Raw genomic sequence first — 17,055 nt, forward strand, 5'->3', positions numbered from 1 at the left:
GGAGTAGGGAGTAGGGAGTAGGGAGTAGGGAGTAGGGAGTAGGGAGTGGGGAGTAGGGAGTAGGGAGTGGGGGATGTCCTTCCCCGCTACCGCCCAATCCCTACTGCCTAAGCCCTGGCCGCTACGCGGCCAGATCGCGCAGCACGTATTGCAAAATGCCGCCATTCTTGAAGTAGTCGAGTTCGTCCAGCGTATCGATGCGGCAGATGATCGGCACGTTCTTCACGGTGCCGTCGCCATAGGTCACCTTGGCGATCATCGTCTGGCGTGGCTTGATGGTGCTTATGCCGTCGATCTCGACCAGCTCGTCACCCTTGAGGTTGAGCGAGGCCCATGAGGTGCCTTCCTCGAAGACGAAGGGGATGACGCCCATGCCGACCAGGTTGGAGCGATGGATGCGCTCGAAGGACTGGGCGATGACGGCACGGACACCGAGGAGATTCGTTCCTTTAGCTGCCCAGTCGCGGGAGGAGCCGTTGCCGTATTCGACGCCGGCGAAGATGACCAGCGGCACGCCTTCCTTTTTGTACCTCATCGCCGCGTCGTAGATCGATTCCTCTTCCTTCGACGGGTAGTGGATGGTGTAGCCGCCCTCGCGGCCGTTCTCGCCCAGCATATGGTTGCGGATGCGGATGTTGGCGAAGGTGCCGCGCATCATCACCTCATGGTTGCCGCGCCTTGTGCCGTACTGGTTGAAGTCGGCAACGCCGACGCCATGGTCGGTGAGGTATTTGCCGGCCGGGGAAGCGGCCTTGATCGAACCCGCCGGTGAGATGTGATCGGTGGTGATCTTGTCGCCGAACAGGCCGAGCACGCGCGCGCCCTTGATGTCGCCGATCTTGCCGAAACCGGAGGTCATGCCGGCGAAATAGGGCGGGTTCTGCACATAGGTCGAGTTGTCGTCCCAGGCATAGGTCTGGCCTTCCGGCGCCTTGACGTTCTGCCAGTATTCGTCGCCCTTGAAGACGTCGGCATATTTGCGGGCGAACAGCTCACGTGTGACGTTCTTCTCGATGAACTCCTGGATCTCGGCCGAACTCGGCCAGATATCCCTGAGATAGACCGGCTTGCCGTCACGGCCTTCGCCGAGTGGCTCGGTGGTCAGGTCCTTGGTGACGGTGCCGGCCAAAGCATGGGCTACCACCAGCGGCGGCGACGCCAGATAGTTCGCCTGCACGTCAGGCGAAACGCGGCCTTCGAAATTGCGGTTGCCGGAGAGCACCGCGGCGGCGATCAGGCCCTTATCGTTGATGGTCTTGGAGATCGGCGCTGGCAACGGGCCCGAATTGCCGATGCAGGTGGTGCAGCCGAAACCAACCAGGTTGAAGCCGATCTGGTCGAGCTCCTTCTGCAGGCCGGACTTTTCCAGATATTCGGCGACCACCTGGCTGCCCGGCGCCAGCGAGGTCTTCACCCACGGCTTCTGCTTGAGGCCGAGCCGGTTGGCGTTGCGCGCCAAGAGGCCGGCGCCGATCAGCACGCTCGGGTTGGAGGTGTTGGTGCAGGACGTGATGGCGGCAATGACGACATCGCCATGACCGAGATCATGGTCGGTGCCTTCGACGGCATAGCGCTTGTGGATTTCGGCAGCCTTCTTGTACTCGGTTTCCATCGCCTTTGCGAAGCCGGCCGGAATGCCTTCGAGCGGAACGCGGCCTTCGGGGCGCTTGGGACCTGCCATCGACGGCACGACGCTGTCGAGCTCGAGTTCGAGCAGGTCAGTGAAGACAGGGTCGGCCGAGCCGGCGTCACGCCACATGCCTTGCGCCTTGGAATAGGCCTCGACAAGGGCGATGCGGCTTTCCTCGCGGCCCGACATTGTGAGGTAGCGGATGGTCTCGCCGTCGACCGGGAAGAAGCCGCAGGTGGCGCCATATTCGGGCGCCATGTTGCCGATGGTGGCGCGGTCGGCCAGCGTCATGTTGGACAGGCCCGGGCCGAAGAACTCGACGAACTTGCCGACGACGCCCTTCTTGCGCAGCATCTGGGTGACGGTCAGCACCAGGTCAGTGGCGGTGATGCCTTCCCTGAGTTTGCCGGTAAGGCGGAAGCCGATGACTTCGGGCAACAGCATGGAAACCGGCTGGCCGAGCATCGCCGCCTCGGCCTCGATACCGCCGACGCCCCAGCCGAGCACGCCAAGGCCATTGATCATGGTGGTGTGCGAATCGGTGCCGACGCAGGTGTCGGGATAGGCGGTCGTTTCGCCGTCTTCCGTGTTGGTCCAGACGACCTGACCGAGATATTCGAGGTTGACCTGATGGCAGATGCCGGTGCCGGGCGGCACGACGCGAAAATTGCGGAACGCCTGCTGGCCCCATTTCAGGAATTTATAGCGCTCTTCGTTGCGCTCATATTCGAGCTCGACATTCCTGGCAAAGGCCAGTGGCGTGCCGAATTCGTCGACGATGACGGAGTGGTCGATGACGAGGTCGACCGGCACCAGCGGATTGATCTTCTGCGGATCCCCGCCGAGCGCCTTGAGGCCGTCGCGCATGGCGGCAAGGTCGACCACCGCCGGGACGCCGGTGAAATCCTGCATCAGGACACGCGCCGGGCGATAGGCGATCTCGACGCCGGCGGTGCCCTTGTCCGTCAGCCAGCCGGCCACAGCCTGGATAGAGTCCTTGGTGACGGAGCGGCCGTCTTCATTGCGCAAAAGGTTTTCCAGCAGCACCTTCATCGAATAAGGCAGATGGGCAATGCCGGTGAGGCCGTTCCTCTCGGCCTCGACCAGATTGTAATAGACATAGTCCGCGCCACCCACGGTGAGGGTGCGGCGGCAATTGAAACTGTCGAGGGATTTTGACACGTGCGGTCCGTCCTTGTCTGTTCAGCCTGAAAGGGAACGGACGCCGATGGGCATGCAATCACGCGCAAAGGTGCGGGTACGGCCATTTCCGCTGTCCGTTCCCAGCCAACCCGAGCCGTTCAAGGCGGCGCGTGCGCTGGTTCGGCGCAAATTCTGTTCCCGTGCCGACCGCTGGCACGGATGTCCCGCATATAGAGAATTTTCTGGAATAGTTCTAGACAGTTGCGGAGCAAATTTGTGCGATGCGGCAGCTATCGCGCGGTAAAGTTTTCGGGACGGGCAGGCATGCGGCTGATTGCCGAAAATCTGGGCGGCGAACGCGGCGGCGAGACGGTCTTTTCCGGCATCGGTTTTGCGCTCGACAAGGGCCAGGTGCTGGTCGTCACCGGGCCGAACGGTTCGGGCAAATCGACGCTGCTCAGGGTCATCGCCGGGCTGCTGCCGAAGGCGCAAGGCGACGTGCGCATCGAGGGCGGCGGCGAGACGTTTCCGACGATCGCTTCGGCGGTCCACTATCTCGGCCACCTCAATGCAATGAAGACGGCGCTCAGCGTGGCGGAGAATCTGCGCTTCTGGCGCGATTTCAACGGCGATGGGCAGTCGGGTGTCGAAGAGGCGCTGGAGACGGTTGGTCTCGGCGGCATCGGCCACCTGCCTTTCGGCTATCTGTCGACCGGGCAAAGGCGGCGCGCGGCAATTGCGAAATTGCTGGTCAGTCATAAGCCGCTGTGGCTGCTGGATGAGCCGACGGCCGGGCTGGACAAGGCTTCGGATGCGCGGTTTGCGGGGCTGATGACGAGGCATTGCGCGGAGGGCGGGATTATTGTCGCGGCGACGCACCTGCCGCTGGGATTGGATGGAGCACAGGCATTGAGGATGGGAGCAACAGGGTGATGCCGGCATTCCCGCCCACCCCCCTCTGCCCTGCCGGGCATCTCCCCCGCAGGGGGGGAGATCAGATGTCATGCCGGCTTTCGCCAATCACCGGCATTGAAAAAGAGGCGTCAGCAGTGGAGCTGCCAATCTCCCCCCTTGCGGGGGAGATGTCCGGGAGGACAGAGGGGGGTGTGAAGGAACGCCACCTTCGGCAAGATGGCGATCAAACCGCAGGCGCGGCTTGGCAATGCTAGCCCTCTTCCTGCGCGACGTCCGTCTCTCAATCCGCGCCGGCGGCGGAGCGCTCACCGGCGTCATCTTCTTCCTCGCCGTCATCGCCACCATCCCCTTCGGTGTCGGACCGGACCTGAAGCTGCTCGCCCGCATCGGTCCGGCGATCCTTTGGATCGGCGCTCTGCTCGCCTGCCTGCTCGGCCTCGACCGGCTGTTTCAGGCCGATCGCGAAGACGGGTCGCTCGATCTTCTGGTGCTGGGCAATGACCGCCACATGCTGGCGTTGACGGTGCTGGTGAAGTGCCTGGCGCATTGGGCGGGCAGCGTTCTGCCGCTGGTTGTTGCGGCACCTCTGCTGAGCCTGTTCATGAACATGGAGCCGCTCAGCATCGGCGCCACCGCGCTCACGCTGCTGGCCGGCACGCCGGCGATCACTTTCATCGGCGCGGTCGGGGCGGCGGTGGCGGTGGCGCTGCCGCGTGGCGGGCTGCTGATCTCGGTGCTGGTGCTGCCGCTGACGATCCCGGTGCTGATCTTCGGGGTGTCGGCGAGCTACGGCGCGGTGGCCGATCCTGATCCGTTCCTGCAGCCCTTCCTCATTCTTGCCGCGCTGACGCTGTTTCTTGCCGTGCTGGGTCCGGTGGCGGCAGCACTGGCGCTGCGGCATGGAACGGATTGATATGACCGCTGCGGCGCGACGATCAATTGCGAAGCCCCAGCCGCAAAGCTAAGAAAGCCGCAAAGCTATGGGAAGGCCATGATCGAGCACGACGAAGTGACGGTGGAAGGGGAGCGAAGCGCATGAGTGCACACGCACTCTATGTCGCGGCCGCCTATGGCATCACGGTGATCGTGCTGGCCGGGCTGATCGGCTGGATCCTGCTCGACCAGCGGACCCGCAAGCGCGAATTGGCAGACCTCGAAGCGGCCGGCGTGCGGCGTCGCTCGGACAAAGCCGGTACTGGGGCCAGCACTGGGGCCAGCACTGGGGCCAGCAAGCCATGAGCACGGAAAGCGAAACGCCGGCGTCGCCGCGCCGCCGCCTGATCGTGCTGTTGCCGCTGCTGGTTTTTCTCGGCCTCGCCGGATTGTTCCTGTCGCAGCTTTTGTCGGGACGCGATGAGGCGGCAGTGCCGTCGGCGCTGATCGGCCTGCCGGCGCCGCAGACCAACCTGCCGGCGCTGGAAGGGTCAAACCTGCCCGGGCTGGATTCGAAAGCCTTCGCCGGCAAGGTAACGCTGGTCAACGTCTTTGCATCGTGGTGCGCGCCGTGCCGGGAAGAGCATCCGGTGCTCTTGGCGCTGTCGCAGGACAAGCGCTTCGTCATGGCCGCGCTAAACTACAAGGACCAAGCGCAAAACGCGCGCCGGTTCCTTGGTGATCTCGGCAATCCATTCCAGGCGATAGGTGTCGACGAGGCTGGCCGCACGGCCATCGACTGGGGCGTCTACGGCGTGCCGGAAACGTTCGTCATCGGCAAGGACGGCAAGATTGCCTACAAGCATGTCGGGCCGCTGACCGGGGAGTCGGCGAGGGATGTTCTGTTGCCGCAGATTGAAAAAGCGCTCGCGGTACCGGGCTGACGTTGGCGCCATGCCCCTCATCCGGCCGCTACGCGGCCACCTTATCCCCGCGGGGGAGAAGAGGGAAGCATCGGCACAGGCTAGCTCCTCTCCCCGAGGGGAGAGGTCGGATTGTCCGAATTGCTCATGCAATTCGGTTTGGCAATCCGGGTGAGGGGGCGGTGCCCCGCTGACGTCCGAAAGCTCAGCCGTAGATCTGCTTGTGGACCTGGTAGAGCATTTCCGAGCGGTCGGCGCGCAGGTCGGCCAGATCGCGGCTCGTCAGGTTTTCGATTTCCGCGACGAGGCGGTTGTAGTGGCGGCGCTTGGCCATCGAGGTGCGCGCGCGGGAGAAGAGGTTGTCAAAAGCCATAGCAAGGGTCCTTTCGTACCGCGTATCAGCGGTGAATTGTTCCTCCCTTGGTCGTTCGCACCATGACATAGGAATGGTGCGATGCAAAAAGAAGATGTTGCAATGCACCATTGCACAGGGCGCATAGCGGGTTAATACAGCGCTACAGCACCATAAACGGCCGGACAGGCTGGCGGGCCATGCCGGCCGGGCACCTTTTGTCTTACAATTGCGCCTGCGCCACCTTGCCATCGCGCCCGCAGGCTGGCTTGATCCGCGCGTCACGTGATGCCCGGAGGAAATGCATGGCGACCGCAGACTATTACGAAATTCACGATCCGCGTTTCGCGCGGCTGTTCAACGGCAACGCCCAGGTGGAAAAGCTGTTTACCGGATGTCAGTGGGCGGAAGGGCCGGCCTGGTTCGCCGCCGGCCGCTATGTCGTCTGGTCCGACATCCCCAACAACCGGATGCTGCGCTATGACGAGACCGACGGCAATGTGAGCGTCTTTCGTCAGCCCTCCGGCAATTCCAACGGCAACACCGTCGACCGCCAGGGCCGACTGGTGACGTGCGAACATTCCGGCCGCCGCGTCAGCCGCACCGAGCATGACGGTTCCGTCACCACCATCGCGGCCGAATGGAAAGGCAAGCGGCTGAATTCGCCCAATGACGCGGTCGTGAAATCCGACGGCTCGATCTGGTTCACCGATCCGAGCTACGGCATCGACACCGACTATGAGGGCGACAAGGCCGAAAGCGAGATCGGCGCTTGCAATGTCTACCGGGTCGATCCGGATACGGGCGAGGTCGAGGCCGTCATCACCGACATGGTCCGGCCGAACGGGCTTGCCTTTTCACTGGATGAAAGCCAGCTCTATGTCGTCGACACCGGCCGCACCCATGGCGCGCAGAACCCCGCGCATATGCGGGTCTTCAACGTCGGCAAGCACGGCAAGAAGGTCTCGGGCGGGAAGGTGTTCGCTGACTGCACGGCCGGCCTATTCGACGGCTTCCGGCTCGACGAGGCCGGCCGCATCTGGACCAGTGCCGCCGACGGCATCCATTGCTACGATCCCGACGGCACGCTGATCGGCAAGGTCAAGGTGCCGGAAGTGACCGCCAATTGCGTGTTCGGCGGCAACAAGCTGAACTGCCTCTACATCGCCGGCACCACGTCGCTCTACATGGTGCGGCTGATGGTGAACGGGGCGAAGACGTATTGAGGCTGCTGGAAACGCTTCTCTGGCGGCCCTTGATGGCGTTTCTGCGCATGTCCGCGGCGCCTGTTGCGCGGCGGCCGCCGGAACCGCCGCCAAGTGGTTCGCCGGAGCGGATTTCGAAGCCGCCCAGCGGCGGCGGTATCAGACACAATTCAAGGGGAGGACGTCATGCCATTCGTCAACATCCGCATCGTCAAGGAAGTGATCGCCGCTGATCCCGCTGGCAAGAAGGCCGACATCGCCAAAAAGGTCACGGCGGCCATCATGGACGCCACCGGGCTTAGCAATGACGACGTCTGGGTGGTGTTCGAAGAGGTCAATGCGCGTGACTGGTATGTCGGCAAGACTGATGTCGAGACGTTGCGGAAGGGGTAGCACAGCGGCACGTTGGGGTGCGCCGCACCCTTTCGTTCGTCATCCTAGGGTCTGCGCCGCGTCGCTTCGCTCCTTGCTCCGCCCTAGGATGACGAGGCAACGTTTGCGCGTATAAAACTCGCGAAAACCTGCACCGCTTCGCGCATGGCCCGCAGGTTCTCGTCCTCTACCAGGATCGCTTCCATCTCCGGCGGTTTCTTGCCGAGCAAGGCGATCTCCAGCACTGCGTCCTCACAAAGCGCGAACGACATGGTGCGCATGATCTCGGCCAGCGCGGCGCGGGCATAGAGCGAGCGCGCGGAGGCGTGGGCCAGCATGGCGGGCTTGCCGACTGCGGCGTCGCGTGAGACCAGCCAGTCGAGCGCGTTTTTCATGCCGCCCGGCACGCCATGGGCATATTCGGGGCAGGAGACGATGATGCCGTCGGCGCCGGTGACGGCCTCGATCAGCCGCGTGGCCTCGGCCGGTGTGCGCTCGCCTTCGTCATCCGGGTTGAAGATCGGCAGCAGGCCGAGCCCGTCATAGACAGTTACGCGGCAATCCGAAGGCGCGTTCGCGGACAGCGCCGCCAGCAGCGCCGAATTGGTCGAGGCGGCGCGCAGGCTGCCGGAGATGGCGAGGAGTTCGATCACGGGGAACCAAGGCTAGGGAAACCGGCAATGGCGAATCGTACCCGAAATCTACCAGAGGGTCTTGCTGTAGGCCTCGTCCAGCGAGCGGTCGAAATCGTCGGCAGTTTCGGTATGCGCGATCTGATCGGACAGGATCTGACCCAGCGTCGGCAATGTCGCGCGGTCGTGCCAGCTGTCCGGCTTCCACAATTCGGAGCGCATGAAGGCCTTGGCGCAGTGCATGTAGGCGGCCTTGACGCTCACCACGACGACGCTTTGCGGTTGCTTGCCGTCGACGGTGAGGCGCTCGCGCAAACCGGCATCGACGGTTATGCGGGCGTCGCCATTGATGCGCAGCGTCTCGTTCATGCCGGGGATGAGAAAAAGCAGCCCGACCGAAGGGTTGAGCAGGATGTTTTCCAGCGTGTCCAGCCGGTTGTTGCCGGGCCGGTCGGGAATGGCGATGGTCCTGTCGTCGAGGACAAGGGCAAAGCCCGGTCTGTCGCCTTTCGGCGTCACGTCGGCATTGCCGGCGCCGTCGGAAGAACCGATCAGCACGAAAGGGCTCTTGCCGATGAAAGAGCGGCAGTGGCCGTCGAGCGCCCTGAGTTCCTTGCGCATCGAGGTGTCGGTCGGCCGCGGCGTCTTGTAGATCGTCCTCAGTTCATCGCGCGTGGTGACGAATTCCATGGCCGTCTCCGTTTATTCAGACGCAATTCCGGACGGCTTCACACTTTGCCTGGAATTGCTCTACTTGCCGGCTTCTTCCACCTTCTCGGCCTTATCCTCGATCGAATGGTGCAGGATCAGCGGCATCTGGCTGAAGGTGAACAACAGGGTGATCGGCATGATGCCCCAGACCTTGAAGGTAACCCAGAAGTCGGTGGAAAAATTCCGCCACACCACTTCATTGGCAAGAGCCAGGAACAGGAAGAACAGGCCCCAGCGGAAAGTCAGCTTGCGCCAGCCTTCGGCATCGAGGCGAAAGGCCGAATCGAAGACATAGCCGAGCAGCGATCGGCCGAAATACAGACCGCCGAGCAGCACGCCGCCGAACAGGGTGTTGACGATGGTCGGCTTCATCTTGATGAACACGTCGTCCTGCAGATAGAGCGTCAGCGCGCCGAAGATGAAGACGACGACGCCCGAGACCATCGGCATGATCGGCAAGGTGCGCAGCAGCAGCCAGGAGGCGATCAGCGCGATCGCCGTCGCCGCCATGAAAAGGCCGGTGGCGACGAAGATCGGCCCGCCGAATTCGGCCAGGACAGGAAATTTCTGCACCAGCCAGGCGCCGCGTGCATTGGCGAAGAAGAACACCATCAGCGGCCCGAGTTCCAGCACCAGCTTGAGCAGCGGATTGACGCTTTCTTTCTTCTTTCGCGGGTCGGACGGGTCGCGTTCGAGGATGGGTGGGTTCATGACTTCCTTCTGACGCATGATCTTGTCCAAAAAGCCGTCAGCTCTTCGGGATCATTGCCTGTTACGCTACGCCGGCGATCGCCCTGGCGAATTCGCCGGCCGAGAATGGTTCGAGGTCGTCGACCTGTTCGCCGACGCCGATGAAGTAGACCGGCAGTTTGTGCTTTGCCGCGATCGCGACCAGAATACCGCCGCGCGCCGTGCCGTCCAGCTTGGTCATCACCAGGCCGTTGACGCCGGCGACATTGCGGAAGATCTCGACCTGGTTGAGCGCATTCTGGCCGGTGGTGGCGTCGACCGTCTGCAGCACGGTATGCGGCGCTTCCGGATCGAGCTTGCCCAGCACGCGCACGATCTTTTCCAGCTCCGCCATCAGTTCGGTCTTGTTTTGCAGCCGGCCGGCGGTGTCGATGATCAGTACGTCGGAGCCGGCCTCCTTGGCGCGTTCGAAAGCGTCGTAGGCGAGGCCGGCGGCATCCGCGCCGATCTTCGAGGCGATGACCGGAGACTTCGTCCTCTCGCCCCAGATCTTCAGCTGCTCGATGGCTGCAGCGCGAAAGGTATCGCCGGCGGCCAGCATCACCGACAGGCCACCATCGGTCAGTTTGGCGGCGAGCTTGCCGATGGTCGTGGTCTTGCCGGTGCCGTTGACGCCGACCACCAGAATGACATGCGGCTTGTGCGAGAGGTCGAGCTCCAGCGGCTTGGCGACATGGGCCAGCACCTTCTCCACCGCGGCCGCCATGATGGTGCGGACATCCGCGTCGGAGACATCCTTGCCATAGCGGCTGGCGGCGAGCGCATCGGTGACGCGCAAGGCTGTTTCCATGCCGAGATCGGCGCGGATCAGCACGTCTTCGAGGTCCTGTAGCGTCTCTTCGTCGAGCTTTCGCTTGGTGAAAACGCCGGCAATGTTGCCGGTGAGTTCTTTCGAGGAGCGGGCAAGCCCGTCGCGCATGCGCTGGAACCAGGAGCGTCGCGGCGCCAGTTCGGGCGCCTTTTGCGGCTCGGCTTTCTGCTCGACCTTTTTGGTGACGGTGACTTTGCCGGGAGCTGGTTTTGACTGTGGCGAAGGTTGCGGGGCCGGCGCGGGCGCTAGCTCGGCAACGATGGTCTTGGCTTCGACCGGCGCGGGTACAGCTTCAACCGACGTGCGCTTTACCTCCCCCTTGATGGGGGAGGTCCCAAGCGAAGGCTGGGGGTGGGGGTGATTTGCGCTGGCGTCGGCCCCATCACCCCACCCCGCCGCTTCGCGTCGACCCTCCCCATCGAGGGGAGGGTGGGGCGCCTCGTCCTTCTCCCCGTGGCTATACGGGGAGAAGGTGCCGGCAGGCGGGGCGGCGCTGACCTCTGAGGTAGGCTGTGCGGGAGGCGCGGACGGTTGCGGCACTTCGATCGGCGCTGGTGCTTCGGCCGGCTCCTCGGCAGGCGTTGGTACTTCAACGGGGGCCGGTTCCGGCTGCCTCTCCGGGCGCGCTGGTTCAACCTCCGGCTTGGCCGGTGCGGCCGGAACTTCTTGCGGCTGCGGTTCGGGCGCGGGCTTCGGAACAGCCGGCGGCGCGGGAACTTCCTCGGGCTCCGGCGGCTCGGCAGGCGTCTCAGGTTCGGGGGCTTCTTCCGGCGCGGGCTCCGGCAACGGTTCCGGCTCGGATGGGACGACCGGTTCCGGCGCGGGCGGGATGGTCGGCGCGGGTTCGGGCTTCGGTTCTTCTGGCGCCGACTGCGGCGCAGGCTTTACCTCCCCCTCGATGGGGGAGGCCCCAAGCGAAGCTTGGTGGTGAGTGGCGCCGGCGTCGGCGCTCTCACCCCTCTCCGCCACTTCGTGGCGACCCTCCCCATCGAGGGGAGGGTGGGGCGTCGGCGGCTCGGGCTCCTCGCGCTTCAAGAACTCCGGAACGATCTGCTCGGCCGCCGGCTTCAGCGCCTCAAGCGCATCCCATTTGATCGGCGGCAGGGGAGCGGTTTCGTCGATGCGCTCCTCGACGCCTTCCTTCTTGCCGAACGAAAATATGTTCTTGAAAAAACCGGCCATGCTTCAATCGTCTCAGGCGGCGCGGGCAGTGAGGGGCGAGGCTATCAGGCGCGCCCCATCATGGCCGGTGATGTCTGCCTCGACGATCTCGCCCGGCGCGCCTGTGCCTAGCGCGGCAAGCGTGAACCCTTCGGTGCGGCCGAGGCCGTCGCGCTCGACCAGGATCGACTGGCGCGTTCCCGGGAGCGACGACAGATGGCGGCGATACGCAGCCTCACCAGCGGCGCGCAGCTGGGCCGCGCGCTGCTTGACCAATTCGCGGCGGACCTGCGGCATGCGCGCGGCGGGCGTGCCTTCGCGCGGCGAAAACGGGAAGACATGCAGGTGCGTCAGCCCACATTCCTCGACGATCTTTATCGAATTCTGAAACATTTCCTCGGTCTCGGTCGGAAAGCCGGCGATGATGTCGGCGCCGAAGACGATTGCCGGGCGCAATTTGCGCACATCTTCGCAGAAGCGGATCGACTGGTCACGCAAATGCCTGCGCTTCATGCGCTTCAAGATCATGTCGTCGCCCGACTGCAGCGACAGATGCAGATGCGGCATCAGCCTGGGCTCGGTCGCGATGGCGTCCAGCAGATCGTCGTCGGCTTCGATCGAATCGATGGAGGACAGCCGCAGCCGCTTCACATCAGGCACCTGCTTCAGGATGGTCTTCACCAGTTTTCCCAGCTTCGGCGCGCCCGGCAGGTCGGCGCCGAAAGAGGTCATGTCGACGCCGGTCAGCACGATCTCGGCATAGCCGTTGCCGGCGAGACGCTTGACCTGCTCGACAACCGCGCCCATCGGCACCGAGCGCGAATTGCCGCGGCCGTAGGGGATGATGCAGAAGGTGCAGCGGTGGTCGCAGCCATTCTGCACCTGCACGAAAGCGCGCGCCCGGCCCTCGATGGCGTCCACCATATGACCGGCAGTCTCGCGCACCGAGAAAATGTCGTTGACGCGCGCCTTCTCGCTGTCGTTGACGCCGAAATCCGGCAGCGCGCGGTAGGAGTTGGCCTTCAGCTTCTCTTCGTTGCCAAGCACGAGGTCGACCTCGTCCATGGCGGCAAAATTCTGCGGTTCGGTTTGCGCGGCGCAGCCGGTGACGATGATGCGCGCCGCCGGGTTTTCGCGGCGGGCTTTGCGGATCGACTGCCTGGCCTGGCGCACCGCTTCCGAAGTGACGGCGCAGGTGTTGAAGATGATCGCGCCGCCTTTGAGCGCGCCGAGACCTGCGCTTTCGGCCTCGCGGCGCATCACCTCGGATTCATAGGTGTTGAGACGGCAGCCGAAGGTGACGACGTCTATGCCTTGGGAGTTGGGGCCTTTGGTATCGGCAAGTGCAGACATCAGGCCGCGCTTTCGGTGTCGCGGGCCCAGGTGCCGGTCGACGGATCGAAATTGCCGGAAAACTCCCATTCGGCAGCGCCGGTCAGGATGACGTGGCCGTCGTCGCGCCATTCCACATGCAGCGAGCCGCCGCCGGGCGTCATCAGCGTAACGCTGCGGCCGGTGCGCCGGGTGCGGGCAGCGGCGACGACGGAAGCGCAAGCGGCCGAGCCGCAAGCCTTGGTCAGGCCGGCGCCGCGCTCCCAGGTGCGGATGATCATCGTCTCCGGCGACGTTACCTGGGCGATGGTGATGTTGGCGCGTTCGGGGAAGATCGGATGGTTTTCGAGCAGCGGCCCGAAACGCTCGAGCTCGTAGGACCAGACATCGTTGTCGACCCAGAAGATGGCGTGCGGGTTGCCCATCGAGAGAGCCGAAGGCGAATGCAGCACCGGCGCGTCGATGGGGCCGATCTGCAACTCGATCATGCGGGTGTCGCGGAATTCCTCCGCCAGCGGAATGTCCTGCCAGCCGAAGCGCGGCGTGCCCATGTCGACCGAGATGGTGCCGTCGGCATGTTCGACGGCGTTGAGGATGCCGGCGCGGGTCTCGAAGATGAAAGTCTTCTGGCCGGTTTCGGCGGCCAGCGCCTGGACGACACAGCGCATGCCGTTGCCGCAGGCCTGCGCGCCCGAGCCGTCGGAATTCAAAATGTCGATGTAAAAGGCGGTGCCCGGCGTGCGCGAATCGTGGATCGCCATGATCTGGTCGAACCTGGTCGCCGCATCGGCGTTCAGCGCGACAGCCGACGCCGCCGTGACCCTATCGGCACGGCCACGCATGTCGGCGACGATGATTTCGTTGCCGATGCCGTTCATCTTGGCGAAGGGGGCAGTGCCTGCCATGATCTGAGGTAATTCCTGTACGTTTCGCCGCTATATGGCGGAAACGGGCGGGAATTACCAGTGTGGGCTGCGTTTAGGTTACCGCGAAAACGCCGAGCACGATCAGCAGGAAGATGACGAGAACGATGCCGATCAGCACGCGCGCGCCGGTGGCGGCGGCACCGGCCAGCGCCGGCATGCCGAGCAGGCTGGCGGCGGCAGCAACGATGAGAAGAATGATGATCCATTTGATCATGGACAATGCCTCGCAAATTGACTGCAGCGGCTTAAGAACGCATCTGCCGCGCTCTGGTTCCCCTCTTGCCGTGAGGCTCTCTCCGACTGGGCGCGCTATTCGGCAATCTCGAAGTCGGTCGTGAAAGGCGCCATCTTTTGCGAGTTCTCGTCATGCATGAGGAAATCCGCGCGGTATTTGCCGGGGGGAACGCCATCCAGGGAGACGTTCAATTTGAAGAACATCTCTCGGTTATGCGAGCGCGAGGCGAGCTGGACCCGGCCAAGCTTTTCGACGGTTCCCAGCTTCTCGCCCGACTGGGAAAGCACGGTAAGGTCAACGTAAAGCGCGATCTGGTTGTTGCCGAGCCCATCCGAGCCGTAGCCGTAACCGACCGGTTCCATATAAAGCACAATCTCTTCGCCCGGCTTGTAGACATGGTTCGGGCGCTCGGCGTAGGCGCCGAACCCGCTGGCCGACATGATATGCTTCACATTTTGCACGCCAAGCGGCATCGCTTGCCACAGAGCGTCCTCGGCGCTGCGGAATTTGTCCAGCGCGCCGGCGCCATCACCCGCCTGCAGTGCCTTTTCGGCTTCAGCGGCGCGATCGGTGATTTCACCCGCGAAAGCGGCCGGCGTCGAAATTACCAGCGCGATCAAAACTGCCAAGATTGATTTCATCTGTTCCCCCTGTTGCGATAGACCATCGGCTAAAACGGCAGTGCCGTAAACGGCCGAATGCAGACTTCAGCCGCGCTCGATCTCGGGAACGTCCCAAAGCTCGCCCGGACGCAAGGCGCGAAACCGCTCACCCAGGCCTTGCGCCTCAAGCGCTTCAGTCAGTTTTGCGCCGGCATTTGCGCTCGACCGCCGATGCGCCGACCTGCCGCGGGCTCCGGTGCCGCTTTCGCAACCGATGTACCGGTTGGAACCGCGCTAGAGCGAAGACATGCCTTTCGTCCGCCAGCCCTTTTGCGACAAATTTACAACAATTCGTGGTGCAAACCCTATTTTAACCATATCGGGTTGAAATTTCGCCACCTTCTCCATCTTGGTGAGGGGTGAGATTGTGCGGACGGCTTCCCCCCAGCCGGATCCGACGGAGGTTGGAATGATTTTTTCGAGAAGCGGGCTGATGGCCGTATCGCTGGCAGCGCTCGTTGCGAGCGGCTGTTCGACCTCGCGTTTTTCATCGATGGATGACCAGCAGCCCGCCCCGCTGCAGCCCGCGCCCGCCGGCACGGTGAGCGGAAGCCAACTGCCGCCCCCGGCAGCGCCGGGCACCACCGACCCATCGCAATTCCCGACCGCGCCGGCAGGCGCGCAGGTCGCCTCGCTGCCGCCGGACGGATCGGCGCCGGCCGGAGCCTCCGACCTTACCGCTGCGAGCGTTGCCGGCGTTTGGAACGCCAGCGTGTCCGGACAGAGCTGCAAGGTGGCGACGCCGCAGACCAAATTCGGCGCCGGCTTCCGCGCCGGGCCGCTGCATTGCCCGCCGCCCATCGACGGCATCAAATCGTGGAACGTCGCCGGCAAGCAGCTGACGCTCTATGACGAGAATGGCGGCACGCTGGCGCGGCTCTATTCCTCGGGCGGTTCGAAATTCGACGGCCAGACTACCAACGGCTTGCCGATATCGCTTACAAGATAGGCTGCCTATCCCTAGACAGCGACGTGACCGATGCATCTGCGTGACGGCCTCCAGACCCATGCGACCGTCAGGCAGCGCTACGACCATCTGGTCGCAACCGGCGCCATTGAGCGCGATCCTGCGCAGGAGCGCATCGCCGCCGCGCTCGACCGGCTGACCGACGAGATCTCGGTCAAGCGGCTGGCGCACAAGTCGAGCGCGCTCGGTTGGCTGTTTGCCCGCAAGCGCGAGACGCGCGAGGCCGTCAAGGGCCTCTACATCCATGGCGGCGTCGGTCGCGGCAAGACCATGCTGATGGATATGTTCTTCGAGCTGTTGCCGGTCAGGCGCAAGCGCCGCGTTCATTTCAACGACTTCATGGCCGATGTGCAGGACCGCATCCAGAAGCACCGGCAGGCACGCAAGAACGGCGACGTCAAGGAGGACGACCCGATCCCGCCGGTCGCGCTTCAGCTTGCCGAACAGGCCTGGGTGCTGTGCTTCGATGAGTTTTCAGTCACCGACATTGCCGATGCGATGGTCCTGTCGCGGCTGTTTTCGGCGCTGTTCGCCAACGGCGTGGTTCTGGTCGCCACCTCGAATGTCGCGCCGCAGGATCTTTATCGCGACGGGCTGAACCGCCAACTCTTCCTGCCCTTCATCAGCATTCTCGAGCGCCACGCCCATGTGCTGACGCTCGATGCCGACAAGGACTACCGGCTGGAAAAGCTCGCCCGCACGCCTGTCTATGTCACGCCGGCGGATGCGGAAGCCGATCGTATGCTCGACGAAGCCTGGCAGGCGATGACGCATGGGGCGGCAACGGCCGAGACCGCGCTGACGCTCAAGGGGCGGCAGGTGAGAATACCGGCTGCTGCCGGCAATGCGGCGCGGTTTTCCTTCGCCGACCTCTGCGAAAAGCCGCTCGGCGCGCGCGATTTTCTGGCCATTGCCGGCCGCTTCTCGACCGTCTTCATCGATCACGTGCCGGTGCTGGGCGAAGGCAAGCGCAACGAGGCCAAGCGCTTCATCCTCCTGATAGACACGCTCTACGATCATCACACGCGGTTGGTGGTAAGCGCCGATGCCTCGCCCCCTGAGCTCTATACGGCCAGGCGCGGCAACGAGGTGTTCGAATTCGAGCGCACGGCCTCGCGGCTGATCGAGATGCAAAGCCGCGACTGGCTGGAGGACTGGGCGGAACGGCAAAAGGCGAAGGCGGAAGTGCAGGTCTGAGGGTTCGAAGAGGTCATTATGTAGTGATCCTTCGCGCCCCCCTCTGTCCTGCCGGACATCTCCCCCACACGGGGGGAGATTGGCGGTTTCGGCGCTCCGCTCATTCCTGCGGCCATTGGAGATTGGCGAAAGGTCGCGTGACGTCCGATCTCCCCCCTCGTGGGGGAGATGCCTGGCAAGGCAGAGGGGGGCGCTGTCCCGCCGACGCCTAAAGCTCATACGCATACATTACAAACGCCTCCGCCTGCCCATGCTCCT

The 17,055-nt window shown here is 63.8% G+C and carries 18 protein-coding genes; 8 read left to right on the forward strand and 10 right to left on the reverse strand.

The window, feature by feature from the left end; genetic code table 11:
- Nucleotides 1-121: 121 nt before the first annotated feature.
- Nucleotides 122-2,812, reverse strand: coding sequence for an aconitate hydratase AcnA (gene acnA, locus NKI61_RS12020; RefSeq protein WP_023687676.1), 2,691 nt, complete (start codon nucleotides 2,810-2,812; stop codon nucleotides 122-124).
- A 285-nt stretch (nucleotides 2,813-3,097) separates the two neighbouring features.
- On the opposite strand from acnA, the gene ccmA reads away from it, so the two are divergent.
- The 4 genes from ccmA to NKI61_RS12040 all read left to right on the forward strand — a co-directional run bounded on the left by ccmA (nucleotide 3,098) and on the right by NKI61_RS12040 (nucleotide 5,505).
- Entirely contained in the window at nucleotides 3,098-3,706 is a 609-nt protein-coding gene (ccmA, locus tag NKI61_RS12025; RefSeq protein WP_023683847.1) for a heme ABC exporter ATP-binding protein CcmA, read from the forward strand.
- A 229-nt stretch (nucleotides 3,707-3,935) separates the two neighbouring features.
- Nucleotides 3,936-4,601, forward strand: a complete 666-nt coding sequence (gene ccmB, locus NKI61_RS12030) for a heme exporter protein CcmB (protein WP_023683848.1) — start codon at nucleotides 3,936-3,938, stop codon at nucleotides 4,599-4,601.
- Between the two features lie 122 nt (nucleotides 4,602-4,723).
- Nucleotides 4,724-4,927 (forward strand): heme exporter protein CcmD, encoded by a 204-nt coding sequence (ccmD, locus tag NKI61_RS12035; RefSeq protein ID WP_023683849.1) that lies wholly within the window; start codon nucleotides 4,724-4,726, stop codon nucleotides 4,925-4,927.
- Entirely contained in the window at nucleotides 4,924-5,505 is a 582-nt protein-coding gene (locus NKI61_RS12040) for a DsbE family thiol:disulfide interchange protein (RefSeq protein ID WP_023742106.1), read from the forward strand. The genes ccmD and NKI61_RS12040 overlap by 4 nt, the downstream gene beginning before the upstream one ends.
- Before the next feature lie 184 nt (nucleotides 5,506-5,689).
- On the opposite strand, the gene NKI61_RS12045 is transcribed toward NKI61_RS12040, so the two are convergent.
- Complete coding sequence (locus NKI61_RS12045) at nucleotides 5,690-5,857, reverse strand: hypothetical protein (RefSeq protein ID WP_023742107.1); 168 nt, start codon at nucleotides 5,855-5,857, stop codon at nucleotides 5,690-5,692.
- A gap of 284 nt (nucleotides 5,858-6,141) precedes the next feature.
- On the opposite strand from NKI61_RS12045, the gene NKI61_RS12050 reads away from it, so the two are divergent.
- On the forward strand, nucleotides 6,142-7,062 hold the full coding sequence (locus tag NKI61_RS12050; protein WP_023742108.1) for an SMP-30/gluconolactonase/LRE family protein: 921 nt from the start codon (nucleotides 6,142-6,144) through the stop codon (nucleotides 7,060-7,062).
- Between the two features lie 165 nt (nucleotides 7,063-7,227).
- On the forward strand, nucleotides 7,228-7,434 hold the full coding sequence (locus NKI61_RS12055; RefSeq protein ID WP_013528835.1) for a tautomerase family protein: 207 nt from the start codon (nucleotides 7,228-7,230) through the stop codon (nucleotides 7,432-7,434).
- A gap of 83 nt (nucleotides 7,435-7,517) precedes the next feature.
- Here NKI61_RS12055 and NKI61_RS12060 read toward each other — a convergent pair whose 3' ends face one another.
- From NKI61_RS12060 to NKI61_RS12095, 8 genes are all read right to left on the reverse strand, one after another.
- Complete coding sequence (locus NKI61_RS12060) at nucleotides 7,518-8,066, reverse strand: NADPH-dependent FMN reductase (protein ID WP_352839606.1); 549 nt, start codon at nucleotides 8,064-8,066, stop codon at nucleotides 7,518-7,520.
- A gap of 48 nt (nucleotides 8,067-8,114) precedes the next feature.
- On the reverse strand, nucleotides 8,115-8,735 hold the full coding sequence (locus NKI61_RS12065; protein WP_352839608.1) for a pyridoxamine 5'-phosphate oxidase family protein: 621 nt from the start codon (nucleotides 8,733-8,735) through the stop codon (nucleotides 8,115-8,117).
- A 60-nt stretch (nucleotides 8,736-8,795) separates the two neighbouring features.
- Nucleotides 8,796-9,467, reverse strand: coding sequence for a septation protein A (locus tag NKI61_RS12070; protein ID WP_023687683.1), 672 nt, complete (start codon nucleotides 9,465-9,467; stop codon nucleotides 8,796-8,798).
- A gap of 61 nt (nucleotides 9,468-9,528) precedes the next feature.
- Nucleotides 9,529-11,217 carry a signal recognition particle-docking protein FtsY gene (gene ftsY, locus NKI61_RS12075; RefSeq protein WP_502899894.1) on the reverse strand — a complete coding sequence of 563 codons (1,689 nt, stop codon included), beginning with the start codon at nucleotides 11,215-11,217 and terminating at the stop codon, nucleotides 9,529-9,531.
- Nucleotides 11,218-11,511: 294 nt separating this feature from the next.
- Complete coding sequence (gene mtaB, locus NKI61_RS12080) at nucleotides 11,512-12,831, reverse strand: tRNA (N(6)-L-threonylcarbamoyladenosine(37)-C(2))-methylthiotransferase MtaB (protein ID WP_352839610.1); 1,320 nt, start codon at nucleotides 12,829-12,831, stop codon at nucleotides 11,512-11,514.
- Complete coding sequence (gene dapF, locus NKI61_RS12085) at nucleotides 12,831-13,715, reverse strand: diaminopimelate epimerase (protein ID WP_352839612.1); 885 nt, start codon at nucleotides 13,713-13,715, stop codon at nucleotides 12,831-12,833. The genes mtaB and dapF overlap by 1 nt, the downstream gene beginning before the upstream one ends.
- A gap of 73 nt (nucleotides 13,716-13,788) precedes the next feature.
- Entirely contained in the window at nucleotides 13,789-13,950 is a 162-nt protein-coding gene (locus NKI61_RS12090) for a DUF1328 family protein (RefSeq protein WP_023683859.1), read from the reverse strand.
- 95 nt (nucleotides 13,951-14,045) lie between these two features.
- Entirely contained in the window at nucleotides 14,046-14,612 is a 567-nt protein-coding gene (locus tag NKI61_RS12095) for a hypothetical protein (protein ID WP_352839613.1), read from the reverse strand.
- Between the two features lie 430 nt (nucleotides 14,613-15,042).
- Here NKI61_RS12095 and NKI61_RS12100 point away from each other — a divergent pair, with 430 nt between their 5' ends.
- Both NKI61_RS12100 and zapE read left to right on the forward strand, forming a co-directional pair.
- The gene (locus tag NKI61_RS12100; protein ID WP_023687689.1) at nucleotides 15,043-15,582 is read left to right on the forward strand and encodes a protease inhibitor Inh/omp19 family protein; all 540 of its coding nucleotides are present in this window, start codon (nucleotides 15,043-15,045) and stop codon (nucleotides 15,580-15,582) included.
- Between the two features lie 30 nt (nucleotides 15,583-15,612).
- Nucleotides 15,613-16,797 (forward strand): cell division protein ZapE, encoded by a 1,185-nt coding sequence (zapE, locus tag NKI61_RS12105; RefSeq protein WP_023738007.1) that lies wholly within the window; start codon nucleotides 15,613-15,615, stop codon nucleotides 16,795-16,797.
- Nucleotides 16,798-17,055: the final 258 nt, after the last annotated feature.

Source organism: Mesorhizobium sp. M0514 (genome assembly GCF_040321145.1).
Classification (GTDB): Bacteria; Pseudomonadota; Alphaproteobacteria; order Rhizobiales; family Rhizobiaceae; genus Mesorhizobium.